We start from the raw sequence: 12,353 nt of genomic DNA, 5'->3' as shown, positions 1-12,353 counted from the left end.
AAAGATCGCAGCCTGCGGCAGCTCCTACCGATATGAGTACATCCTGGGGATAAGGGGTATTTCGTGAGGGTCAAGCCTCGTCGTTATAAACGAACTTGGGCATTTCCCAGTGGAAACGGATCGCCAGCAAACGCAGCAGGAAGCCGCCGAACAGGGTGATCAGGATCGCCTGTTCACCGGGTAATTGCAGGTAGATGCAGAGCAGATAGCACCACGCCGCTGCAAAAGAGACGCTGGCGTAGAGCTCGCGGCGGAAGATCAGCGGGATGTCGTTGCAGAAGATGTCCCGCAGGATGCCGCCAAATACGCCGGTGATCACGCCGCTGACCGAAGCCACCAACATGCCGTGGCCCATTTCCAGGGCCGTCATGCAGCCGATCAGGGTGAACGCCACCAGGCCCACCGCGTCGAGCACCAGAAACAGCGAACGCAGGTGGCGCATCCAGCGGGCGATGAAGATCGTCAGCATCGCCGCGACGGAGGTCAACACCAGGTATTCCGGGTGTTTGACCCAGGTCAGCGGGTAGTGGCCGAGCAGCACGTCACGCACCGAACCACCGCCCAATGCGGTGACACACGCAATCAGCACCACGCCAAACCAGTCCATGCCGCGACGGCCCGCAGACAGGGCGCCAGTCATGGCTTCGGCGGTAATAGCGATCAGGTAGAGCATCAGCAACATGGTGGCGGTCCTTGCAGGAAGGCGCGCAGTCTACCCACTTCACCGAAGCACCAAAAGAGGGCAGCTACAACACAACTTCCTGTAGGAGCTGCCGAAGGCTGCGATCTTTTGATTTTGATTTTCAAGGTCAAAAGATCGCAGCCTTCGGCAGCTCCTACAGAGGGAGGACCGTGGCGCGCAATCAGAACTTAATGAAATTCTTGCGGTAGTGCTGCAGCTCGGCGATCGATTCGCGGATGTCGTCCAGGGCCAGGTGGGTGCTGCCCTTTTTGAAGCTGTCGCGTACATCCGGCGCCCAGCGCGCGGCCAGTTCTTTAAGGGTCGACACGTCGAGGTTGCGGTAGTGGAAGTAGCTTTCCAGCGACTTCATGTGGGTATAAAGGAAGCGACGGTCCTGGCAAATGCTATTGCCACAGATCGGCGACTTGCCCTTCGGCACCCATTTTTCCAGGAAGGCGATGGTCTCGGCTTCTGCTTCGGCCATGCTGATACGGCTGTCGCGAACCCGTTGGGTCAGCCCGGAGCCGCCGTGCTGACGGGTATTCCACTCGTCCATGCCGGCGAGGATCTCGTCGCTGTGATGGATGGCGATCACCGGACCTTCGGCCAAGGTGTTCAAATTACTGTCAGTGACGATAGTGGCCATCTCGATGATGACGTCGGTATCAGGGTTCAGACCGGTCATTTCCAGGTCGATCCAGATCAGGTTCAGCGGGTTTTGCATGAGTCGGCTCCTCGGCGTAGGTGCGCAGTTTAGCCTAGGGAGGCCACCGGGCGTGCTAAACTCGCGGCCGTTTTACCTAATCGCTGCATTCTCGATACGGAACACCCATGGCCAAACGCCAACTCAATCGTCGTCAAAACTGGCGCATCGAAAAGATTCAGGGCGAGCGCGCTGCCCGCGCCGCCAAACGCGAGTCCTCGGCTGTCGAGGCACTCGAAGGCGGCGACCTGGGTCCGGAACAGACGGGCCTGGTGATCGCGCACTTCGGTGTGCAGGTCGAAGTCGAGGCCCTCGATGGCGAATTGGCCGGCCAGGTGTTCCGCTGCCATTTGCGCGCCAACCTGCCCGCGCTGGTGACCGGCGATCAGGTTGTGTGGCGTGCCGGGAACCAGGGCATCGGCGTGATCGTGGCGCAACTGCCGCGTAAAACCGAGCTCTGCCGTCCCGACAGCCGTGGTCAGCTCAAGCCGGTGGCGGCCAACGTCGACTTGATCGTTATCGTCTTCGCGCCGCTGCCCGAGCCTCACGCCAACCTGATCGACCGTTATCTGGTCGCTGCGGAACACGCCGGTATTCGGCCGTTGCTGCTGCTGAACAAATTCGACCTGATCGACGAGCAGAACGCCCCGGCGCTGAATGCCTTGCTGGCGGTTTACCGCACGTTGGGTTATCCGGTACTGGAAGTGTCGGCCCACCACGGCAATGGCATGGAGCAGTTGCAGAAGCAGCTGGACGGGCACATCAGCGTATTCGTCGGCCAGTCCGGTGTCGGCAAGTCGTCGCTGGTCAACAGCCTGCTGCCGGAAGTCGACACCCGCGTCGGCCCACTGTCCGAGCTGTCGGGCCAGGGCACCCATACCACCACCACCGCGCGGTTGTTCCACTTCCCCGGTGGCGGTGAGTTGATCGACTCCCCGGGTATTCGGGAATTCGGCCTGGGTCACGTCAGCCGTGCCGACGTCGAAGCCGGCTTCATCGAGTTCAACGACCTGATCGGCACCTGCCGCTTCCGCGACTGCAAGCACGACCGCGAGCCGGGTTGCGCACTGCTCAAGGCCCTGGAAGAAGGTCGCGTGCAGCAGCAACGGATGAACAGCTACCGCTCGATCATCGCCAGTTTGCCTGAAAGCAGTTATTAAACAGACGTGCCAGCCGCCCCTGACTATTACGGGGCGGTAGGTCGTTCGTGGCGTCCGACAAAAAACCCCTCAATTAAACGTCAGACCTCTCTGTAAGGCTTCTTCGTGCCTGCCTGAAGGACGCGTCTCTTTAACCGCCAAGGCCTTGTTGCGGCCACTCAAGTGCATACATTCGAGCCCTCATCGCATTTCTGGCGATACCGAGGGACAGCCATGCAAACCTATCATTTGTTCATCAGCCACTCGTGGAACTACTCAGACGCCCACGACAATCTGGTCCGCCTGCTCAATGCGAAACCCGACTTCACGTTCAAGAACTTTTCGGTGCCACCGGACAATCCGATCATCGGCGCGAAAACCGACAAGCAACTTGAAGAAGCCATCGAAAACAAGATTCGGCTCTGCTCGGCAGTGCTGATCATGGCGGGGATGTATTCGACCTACAGCAAGTGGATCAACAAGGAAATCGAGATCGCCAGGCGAATGGGCAAGGTGATCATTGCGGTGAAACCGTTTGGTGCGGAGCGGATTTCCACGGTGGTACGCCGGGCGGCGCACGCGGAGTGTGCGTGGAACACCAACAGCATCATCAGTGCCATTCGCACTCACGCGGCGGGCTGAACCATGCGCAAGGGACTGTTCATTGGCATTAATAATTACAGCCATGTTTCACAATTGAGTGGTTGCAACAACGACGCGATGGCCATGGCTTCGGTGCTGAAAACCGACGCCAATGGCGATCCGAATTTCAAGAACCTGGTCCTGACTTCCGCCGAAGATTATCTGAGCCGCGAAAAGCTCGAAGGACATATCCAGGAATTGTTTTCAGGTGATTGCAGCGTTGCACTGCTGTACTTCGCAGGCCACGGCAACTTCGACGTCGATACGGACGAAGGCATGCTGATCCCCCAGGACTACAAATCCGCCAAGGATGGAATTCGCATCAGCGACATCCTGAATTGGGCGACCAAAGCCGTAAAAATCAAAAACAAAGTGATTATTCTCGACTGCTGCCAGGCAGGCTCGGCGGGCGAAGTGCGGGCGCTACGCAGCGAGAGCAGCATGGTGTGCGAAGGCATGACCATCCTCACCGCGTGCAAAAAGGAGGAGCCGGCGATGGAAGGCGCCAACCACGGGATTTTCACGGGACTGTTGCTGCAAGCACTGCACGGCGGCGCCGCGAACATTCTGGGGAAAATCACACCCGGCAGTCTCTATTCATTCGTCGACAACGCTCTCGACGCGTGGGAACAGCGCCCGGTGTTCAAGACCAATGTGTCGCAGTTCATTTCATTGCGAGAAGTCTCCCCGCTGATCCCCAAAGAGATTCTGCGCAAACTGCCCGACTGGTTCGAAGAGGCGGAATCAATGTTCGCGCTCGACCCCAGCTACGAACCTACCGAAGCCACGTTCGACCCGGAGCACGGCGAAGTCTTCTCCCAACTGCAAAAGTGCAACCGCCACAGCCTGATCGAACCGGTGGACGCCGAACACATGTACTACGCCGCCCTCCATTCCACCGGTTGCCGCCTCACCGCCCTCGGCGCCTATTACCGCGAACTCGCGATCAAGGGACATTTTTGATGCCAGTGTTTATCAGCTATCGCCATAGCGATCGCCCCCACGCCATCGCAATCAACTCCCGTCTGAAGCAGGCAAACATCAAAACTTACCTGGATGTGCTGGATCCGGAGTCCCAGACAACCGACGACATTACTGGAGTGATCACCCGCAACATCACAGAATGCACACACTTACTCGCAGTCGTTTCTGAGAGGACCGCACATTCCTGGTGGGTGCCGTTCGAAATCGGCGAAGCGACCATCAGCAACCGGCGGATCTGCTCATTCAAGACCGGACCAGCGGAACTGCCGCTGTACCTCGATAAATGGCCAAAGCTCAGCACCGACAAGGATCTGGAGTTTTTCATTGATGCCTATCGTGAAGAAGTAGCGACCAAGCGCTCAATGACTTTGGGGTCGATCAACGAATCCCTTTACCGCACCTACAGAGGCAATGCCGAGCTGTTCCACGACCAGCTCAAGAACCGCATTCGACGGGGTTTCTGACAGGTGCAAAAAAAGCCGCGATGATCGCGCAATGCTGTTCACCTAAGAGAGTCTTGAGTCAGTGAGAAACCTGTGGCGAGGGAGCTTGCTCCCGCTTGAGTGCGTAGCACTCACAAAAATCGGCAATGGTTGTCAGATTTTGGGGCCGCTACGCAGCCCAGCGCGAGCAAGCTCGCTCGCCACAAAGGTAGGTAAGACTGCTGCGCGATCCTGATTCCTTGTTTTTTACCGCCAGCAGCGTCATGCCTTCGCACGAACAAAAAAGCCGCGATCATTCGCGGCTTTTTCGTGGATCACTGCTTGACCGGATCACCCGGTTTCGGCGCAGGATCATCAAACAGATTCAACCGCTCACGAAGCTCATGAGCCGGCAGCGGTTCCTTATCCGCCGGCAAGGCGTTCGGATCGGCTGACGGCGTGGGCACTTCGCCTGGGCCACCCTGTCCTTGCGTCGGCACTGGCGCAGGTTCCGCACCTTGCGAACCTTCGATGGCACGCTGGGCTTTCTTGGTCAGTACGATGATGTCGATGCGGCGGTTGACCGGGTTGAACGGGTTCTCCCGGTCGAACAGCGCCGACGAGGCATAACCCACGACTCGCGCTACCTGAGAGTCCGGATAGCTGCCGGCGATCAATGCACGGCGGGCCGCGTTGGCACGGTTGGCCGAGAGTTCCCAGTTGCCGAAGTCGCCGGCGCCTGAGTACGGCTTGGCATCGGTGTGACCGCTGATGCTGATCTTGTTCGGCACCGCTTTGATGGTGTCAGCCATGGCCAGCAGGATGTCTTCGAAATACGGCTTCAGACGCGCACTGCCGGAGTCGAACATCGGGCGGTTTTCGGCGTCCACGATCTGGATGCGCAAACCGTCCTGGGTGATCTCGAAAAGGATCTGGTCCTTGAACTTCTGTAGCTGCGGATTTTCTTCGACCTTGTTCTGCAACTCTTGCAGCAGCAGTTCCAGACGCTCCTTCTCGACCAGCTCGGCCATGCCTTCGACCTGCTCGGAGTCGATAGTCACCTTGTCCGGCTGAGGCTGGGATTTCACCTCGGGGTTGAGGGTGTTCTCCGGCGCCAGGGTCGGCGAGCCGCCCAGATCGATGATGTACGGCGTGCCGCTTTCGCTAAAACCGACCGGATCCTTGAAGTAACCGGCGATGGCGATCTTTTGTTCCGGCGTTGCCGTGGACAACAGCCACAACACCAGGAAGAACGCCATCATCGCCGTCGCGAAGTCCGCGAAGGCGATTTTCCAGGAGCCCCCGTGATGCCCGCCCGCGTACTTTTTGACGCGCTTGATGATTATCGGCTGGTTATTTTCCATGACTTAGCGACCGCGAACCGCTTGTTCCAGCTCAGCGAAGCTAGGACGGTGCGCCGGGTACAGAACCTTGCGACCGAATTCCACTGCCAGCGATGGCGGCATGCCGGAAGCCGAAGCCACCAGCGAGGCCTTGATGGCTTCGTAGACGTTCAGTTCTTCCTTGGCATCGTGACCCAGGGCGTGGGCCAGCGGGCCAAAGAAACCGTAGGCTGCGAGAATACCGAAGAAGGTACCTACCAGAGCCGCACCTACGTGCAAGCCAATCATTTTCTGGTCGCTTTCACCCAGGGAAGCCATGGTCACCACGATACCCAATACCGCCGCGACGATACCGAAACCCGGCATGGCATCGGCGATGCCGTTGACTGCGTGGGAGGGGTGATCCAGGTCTTCCTTGAGGCTGGTCAGTTCCATGTCGAACAAACCTTCAAGCTCATGGGGAGCCATGTTGCCGGAGGACATGATGCGCAGGTAATCGCAGATGTACGCAGTCATGCGGTCATCTTTCAGGACCGCCGGGTACTTGGCGAAGATCGGGCTCGCGGCGGCATCTTCGATGTCACCTTCGATTGCCATCATGCCTTCGCGGCGGCTCTTGTTAAGAATCTCGTAAATCAGCCCCAGCACTTCCAGGTAGAAGGTGTGGTTGAAACGCGAACTGAACATACTCAAGGACTTCTTGAGCACGTGCATCGTCATATGACCGGGGTTGGCCTGCAGGAATGCACCAAGGGCCGCGCCGCCGATAATCATCACCTCGAAAGGCTGGATGAGGGCGGCAATCTTGCCGTGGGAAAGCACGTATCCGCCGAGCACGCTCGCGAATACGACGATGATGCCGATAATTTTAGCCATAGGTAGGAGAGCACTTACTGAGTCGGGTTCAAGGTCATATTCGGAAGTTAAAAAATCTCTTCTTCTCCTTATCGGCAAAACTGCGCCAGACTATAGCCAGTTCAATCGAAAAGCTAATTTAGCCCGCGCCGGGCACAGGTAATGCAGACAATGATCGCGTGCAACCATGGCTAACGAAACGAACGTCCCAACGCCAAAACCAACCACGCTCGAAGGCTGGGTCAAGCTTCTCGATGGTGTACGCCTGCCGGTTCCGCAAGCCAGTCACGACCAAGTCTGCAAAGCCATCCGAGATAACCGTAGTTCGCTGCGAGACATCGCCGAACTGATGCAGAACAGCCCGGCTCTTGCCTTGAGCGTGATTCGCGAAGCCAACCGCCATACTCATGGCAGCATGACCGAGCCCGCTGAAAATCTTGAAGTGGCGATCAATCGGCTCGGTTTGAAACGCACCGAAGAATTGCTCGAGCGCCTGCCCGCCGAACCCCAATCGCAGATACCTGTCGCCTTGCGCCAGCTTCAGTTGATCAGCCAGCACGCCACCCAACAGGCCAATGGTTTTTTTGCCGGTCGCCTGGCGCGGTTGTGGCAGGACATCCACTGGGGCAGCCTGCTGTTTCTTTCGCCACTGTGGCCCATGGCGTTGACCCATCCGCAGTTGCTTGAAGAATGGGAGCTGCGGGTCATCTATAAAGGCGAGTCGGCGCGCAAAGTCGAAAAGCAATTGTTCGGCGTGCGCCTGCTGGAAATCTGTCTGGCGCTGGTGGACACCTGGCGTTTGCCGATCTGGGTGCAGCAGGGTTATCGGCTGCTGCGCAGCGAACAACGCGAGCTGGTGAAAGTGCTGCGCATCGCGCGTGACAGCGATCACCCGCTACGCCAACAGAACCGCCTCGATGACGACCCGACGCTACGGCGCTGGCTCAATCAGCCCGCCAATACCGTGCTGCTGGCCAACGGTCTGGCGTTGTCGGCACAACAGGCCTGGGACAGTCCCCACTGTGAACGCTGGCAGTTCCTGACCAGCCTTTACCTGCAAATACCGATGGATGAGGTGCAACAACAATTGCACCAGCAAGCCGCCAATAGCGCCCGCCAACACGCCATGCCGGACCTCTGGCATCCGGCCGAAGCGCTGATCTGGCCGTCGGGCATAAACCGTGCTCACGCCGGTTTGCTGCCGGCCCCGGCGCCGACCGCAGAAGACCTGGCGAAGTGGCGCAAGCAATGCGCCGAATTGCTGGTGGAGCCGAGCCCTTTTACCAATGCCATGCACTTGACCACATCGGCCCGAGACGCCCTGGTGGCGTGTGGCATGCGGCGGGTGATGATCCTGATGGCCGACCGCACGCACGCTAATCTGCGTGTGCACCAGACTGCCGGGTTGCCCAAAGAAGTGGCCGGCCTGAACCTGGTGGTCAGCCAAAGCACCGTGCTGCAGCGCCTGCTCGCGCAACAGGCCCAGGTGCGCCTGGCGCCGTCCAACAACGCACAATTCTCGGCCCTGTTGCCGGCCAGCCTGCGTAAACAGTTCAGCGGTGAGCACTTGCTGCTGCGTTCCCTGGTCAACAACGGTCGAGTGATCATGATCGTGGTGGCGGATCAGGGCGGCGGGCCGTTTTCGGAAATTACCGTGCAGGCTTTTGGCAAAACCGCACAATGCATCGAAAAAGCCCTGCACAGCTTTAGCCAGCGCTAGGGCCAACCACCAGGGCCTGTTTTCAGTTTTTTCCTATGCCGAAATAACTGATAACAGGCCCTCATGACGCTGCGCTACAATCCTCCCCTTTGTGCTCTGGAGACCTCACATGTCTGACTTCTCTGGCTTGGCGCTGGTGATCGAGCCGAGCGACCTGCTCCCGCGTCTCGACTCCCGCGAACTGATTCTGGTAGACCTGACCAGCAGCGCCCGCTATGCCGCAGGGCATATCCCCGGGGCACGCTTTGTCGATCCAAAACGTACTCAACTGGGTCAGGCGCCTGCGCCGGGCCTGCTACCGACCCAAGCCGCGCTTGAAGCATTGTTCGGCGAACTGGGCCACAACCCCGATGCAGTCTACGTCGTCTATGACGACGAAGGCGGCGGTTGGGCCGGGCGCTTTATCTGGCTGCTGGATGTCATCGGCCACAGCAAGTATCACTATATCGATGGCGGCCTGCCGGCATGGCTGGCAGAAGGCTTGCCGATGTCGATCCAGATCCCGCCTGCGGTCGGTGGCCCGGTCGCCCTGACCCTGCACGATGAACCCATCGCCACCCGCGAATACCTGCAAAGCCGCCTCGGTGCCGCTGACCTGGCGATCTGGGACGCACGTGGGCCGCTGGAATACTCCGGCGAGAAAGTGCTGGCCGCCAAGGGCGGGCACATTCCTGGCGCGGTCAATTTCGAGTGGACAGCCGGTATGGATCAGGCGCGCAACCTGCGCATCCGCACCGACATGCCGAAAATCCTGGAACAACTCGGCATCACCAAAGACAAAGAAGTCATTACCCACTGCCAGACTCACCATCGTTCTGGCTTCACGTATCTAGTAGCCAAGTCGCTCGGTTATCCGCGAGTCAAAGGCTACGCCGGCTCTTGGGGCGAATGGGGCAACCATCCCGACACGCCCGTAGAGATTTAAGGTTTTTTAAGGACAGTTAATGAAGAAGCGTTTGTTTATCCTCAGCCAATACCTGCTGCCTCACCACTTGATCTCGCGACTGGCTGGCTGCATTGCCGAATGCCGCGTGCGCTGGTTCAAGAATGCCTTCACTGCGTGGTTCGCCAAGCGCTATCAGGTGGATATGTCTCAGGCGCTGGTCGAAGACCTGACGGCTTATGAGCATTTCAATGCGTTCTTCACTCGCGCCTTGAAAGACGGCGCTCGCCCACTGGACCAAACCCCCGGCGCGATCCTCAGTCCGGCCGACGGTGCCGTCAGCCAGCTCGGCCCGATCGAACACGGTCGTGTTTTCCAGGCCAAGGGCCACAGCTTCAGCGTGCTGGAACTGCTCGGTGGTGACGCAGCCAACGCAGCGCCATTCATGGGCGGTGATTTCGCCACCATTTACCTGTCACCCAAGGATTACCACCGTGTGCACATGCCGCTGGCCGGCACTCTGCGCGAGATGGTCTACATCCCCGGCCGGATCTTCTCGGTCAACCAGACCACCGCTGAAAACGTACCAGAGCTGTTCGCGCGCAACGAGCGCGTGGCGTGCATTTTCGATACCGAGCGCGGGCCGATGGCCGTGGTGCTGGTGGGCGCGATGATTGTGGCGTCGATCGAAACCGTGTGGGCCGGCTTAGTGACACCGCCCAAGCGCGAACTGAAAACCTTCCGTTACGACGAAGCGGCCCGTGCGCCGATCCATCTGGAGAAAGGCGCGGAATTGGGTCGCTTCAAGCTCGGCTCTACGGCAGTCGTGCTGTTCGGGCCGGATCAAGTGAAATGGGCTGAAGGGCTGGGCGCCCTTTCGCCAGTGCAGATGGGCCAGGGCATCGGCTTGCCAACCGCCTGATCCCGGACCCGCCGCCCGGGTTGTCTTCCGGGCGGCGCATTCCCCTGTAGGAGCTGCCGAAGGCTGCGATCTTTTGATCTTGATCTTCGGCAGCTCCAAACTGTCAAAAAGCAAAATCAAAAGATCGCAGCCTTCGGCAGCTCCTACGCGGGCCAGTGCGGCGTAAACATCGCGACACCTCCTCCCGCGCTCATAGCTGCTACAGTCAAGTCATTCACTGCCCATTTCCCGGTCGGAGTTTGTCTACGGCATGAATGAGACCAATCCTGTCCTGCTGCTACGCGCACCGATCCCGACGCAGTCGCGTCTGTCTTTCTGCGAAGCCACGCCTCGCGATCTCAAGCGCTGGATCGCCAACCTGCCCAAAGCCAACATCGGCGAAACCGCTCGCCAGTTGTATCAAGGCTTGAGCGAACTCAACCAACTGCTCACACCCAGCGACAATCGTCTGCAACTGCTCGAACTGCTGCGGCCCGAGGTGTATTACGTCTGCAAGCACCTGGAGCGGCATTTCCTGCATCAGGCGATTGTGCTCGACGAGCGCTCGCGCAAGATCGCCAACCTTTGCCAGGCGCTGCAGAGCCACTTGGCGATCGGCTACAAACAAATCGTCATCCGCATCACGCCGCGCTTCAGCAAGGACCGTGCCCCCCTGCTGACCCAGGCTTTGCAACGGGCAATCCATTGCCTGAACGGCGCGTTGATCCGCGCCACTGAACTCTATTGCCCGGTGCCCGAAAGTCTGTGGCTCGAGTTACATCAGCTGTACCGGATTGGCTGTCAGTTCCAGCTGCAAAATTTGAGCGTGCGCGATGAACTGGCCAGTCAGACGCAAAGCCTGAGCATCGAGCAAACCTACGTCGTCGCCCTCCTGCTGGAGGCTTCACGCTGCAATCAACTGCGCCAGAGCCAGATCGCCCGACTCGCGGAGGTGCTCGAACCCTGGAGCCAGTGGATCAAGCTGCAACCGGCCAAACCGGACAATGGGCTGTTTGCCATCGCCCCGGATCTCGACACCGGGCCACGTTACCGCTCCAAATTCCTCGCTGAACAACAGGAGAGCTTGCTCGGAATCGACCCACAACCTCTGGTCGCGGCCATCGAAACCCATCTGCAACAGTCGGCCGATAAGGCATCGCCGCTGCCCGTTCCGACGGGGCTGAATCTGGATACGCTGCAACACCTGCATGCCGCCTGGGGTCAGGCCGCCGAGCGCAGTTTCCAGCGCACCGTCGGCCACGGCACGTTGACCCTGTGCGTGGGCATGAGTGCATTGCACTTTTATCTCGGCGGGCAACGCTCGTTCAACGACATCCTGAAGAAACCCGGCGCCCGCCCCGCGCAGTTCTCGGCTACCGACCCGACAAGTCGCGCCAAAGACCAATGGAGCCAGGCCTTCGACGCCGCCCCCCATGGCACCACAGATACGCTGCTGCCTTACGAAGAGATCGAATACCCGCACCTTCAGAACGATGACAGCCACGAGGCGGCCGACCGCCAACAGCATTTCCCGACCTATGCGCTGCCGGTGATCAATCACAGCCCTGGCGGCTATTGCCTGGCTTGGCCCGGCGCCGTGCCCGCCGAGCTACAGGCTGGCGAAATGGTCGGTATCGAGGATGCTGCCGGTCAAGGCTGGAGCATTGCAGTGGTGCGCTGGATCCGCCAGGTGCGGGGCGGCGGCACGCAGATGGGTATCGAGCAAGTCGCGCCTTGCGCCGAACCCTGCGGTCTGCAACTGATGCGCTCCCACGACGAGCACAGCCAGTACTTGCGTGGGCTTCTGCTGCCTGCCATCAGTGCCATCGACCTGCCGGCCACCCTGCTAACACCTCGCCTGCCGTTCCAGGAAGGCAATAAGGTGCTGATCAATACCAACGGCGAGGAACGCCGGGCCGGACTGGAGCGTCGGGTGGCGAGTACCAACAGCTTCAATCAGTTTGCCTACCGTTCGCTTGAGACAGCCAGAAACGAAAACGCCGCAGGGAGCGGCGCGGTCGGGGCAGTGGAAGAGTTTGATTCGTTGTGGAAATCGCTTTGAGCGTAAGTCTGTAAAAC

General features: G+C 59.3%; 12 protein-coding genes. 8 read left to right on the top strand and 4 right to left on the bottom strand.

Features of this window, described 5'->3' with window-relative positions; translation table 11 throughout:
• Positions 1-70 precede the first annotated feature (70 nt).
• Entirely contained in the window at positions 71-682 is a 612-nt protein-coding gene (locus TU81_RS17305; RefSeq protein WP_030128339.1) for a trimeric intracellular cation channel family protein, read from the bottom strand.
• A 181-nt stretch (positions 683-863) separates the two neighbouring features.
• Entirely contained in the window at positions 864-1,406 is a 543-nt protein-coding gene (orn, locus tag TU81_RS17300; protein ID WP_008068863.1) for an oligoribonuclease, read from the bottom strand.
• Positions 1,407-1,513: 107 nt separating this feature from the next.
• Between orn and rsgA the strand changes: the two genes are divergently transcribed.
• From rsgA to TU81_RS17280, 4 genes are all read left to right on the top strand, one after another.
• Positions 1,514-2,545, top strand: coding sequence for a small ribosomal subunit biogenesis GTPase RsgA (gene rsgA / locus TU81_RS17295; protein WP_007902636.1), 1,032 nt, complete (start codon positions 1,514-1,516; stop codon positions 2,543-2,545).
• Positions 2,546-2,758: 213 nt separating this feature from the next.
• Positions 2,759-3,166, top strand: a complete 408-nt coding sequence (locus TU81_RS17290; RefSeq protein ID WP_048396136.1) for a TIR domain-containing protein — start codon at positions 2,759-2,761, stop codon at positions 3,164-3,166.
• A 3-nt stretch (positions 3,167-3,169) separates the two neighbouring features.
• Positions 3,170-4,129, top strand: coding sequence for a caspase family protein (locus TU81_RS17285; protein ID WP_038978703.1), 960 nt, complete (start codon positions 3,170-3,172; stop codon positions 4,127-4,129).
• On the top strand, positions 4,129-4,614 hold the full coding sequence (locus tag TU81_RS17280; RefSeq protein WP_038978702.1) for a toll/interleukin-1 receptor domain-containing protein: 486 nt from the start codon (positions 4,129-4,131) through the stop codon (positions 4,612-4,614). The genes TU81_RS17285 and TU81_RS17280 overlap by 1 nt, the downstream gene beginning before the upstream one ends.
• Positions 4,615-4,907: 293 nt before the next feature.
• Here TU81_RS17280 and motB read toward each other — a convergent pair whose 3' ends face one another.
• Positions 4,908-5,936 (bottom strand): flagellar motor protein MotB, encoded by a 1,029-nt coding sequence (gene motB / locus TU81_RS17275; protein ID WP_048396135.1) that lies wholly within the window; start codon positions 5,934-5,936, stop codon positions 4,908-4,910.
• Positions 5,937-5,939: 3 nt separating this feature from the next.
• Positions 5,940-6,791, bottom strand: coding sequence for a flagellar motor stator protein MotA (motA, locus tag TU81_RS17270; protein ID WP_038978700.1), 852 nt, complete (start codon positions 6,789-6,791; stop codon positions 5,940-5,942).
• A 166-nt stretch (positions 6,792-6,957) separates the two neighbouring features.
• Here motA and TU81_RS17265 point away from each other — a divergent pair, with 166 nt between their 5' ends.
• The 4 genes from TU81_RS17265 to TU81_RS17250 all read left to right on the top strand — a co-directional run bounded on the left by TU81_RS17265 (position 6,958) and on the right by TU81_RS17250 (position 12,336).
• Entirely contained in the window at positions 6,958-8,490 is a 1,533-nt protein-coding gene (locus tag TU81_RS17265; RefSeq protein ID WP_048396134.1) for an HDOD domain-containing protein, read from the top strand.
• 109 nt (positions 8,491-8,599) lie between these two features.
• The gene (locus TU81_RS17260) at positions 8,600-9,415 is read left to right on the top strand and encodes a rhodanese-like domain-containing protein (protein ID WP_048396133.1); all 816 of its coding nucleotides are present in this window, start codon (positions 8,600-8,602) and stop codon (positions 9,413-9,415) included.
• 19 nt (positions 9,416-9,434) lie between these two features.
• A complete protein-coding gene (asd, locus tag TU81_RS17255; protein WP_038978697.1) occupies positions 9,435-10,295 on the top strand; it encodes an archaetidylserine decarboxylase in 861 nt (286 codons plus the stop codon).
• Positions 10,296-10,545: 250 nt separating this feature from the next.
• Entirely contained in the window at positions 10,546-12,336 is a 1,791-nt protein-coding gene (locus TU81_RS17250; protein ID WP_048396132.1) for a hypothetical protein, read from the top strand.
• Positions 12,337-12,353 lie beyond the last annotated feature (17 nt).

The organism is Pseudomonas lini, assembly GCF_001042905.1.
GTDB lineage: Bacteria > Pseudomonadota > Gammaproteobacteria > Pseudomonadales > Pseudomonadaceae > Aquipseudomonas > Aquipseudomonas lini.
The sequence above is the reverse complement of the archived record's forward strand: the minus strand, read 5'-3'. Positions and strand labels throughout refer to the sequence as shown.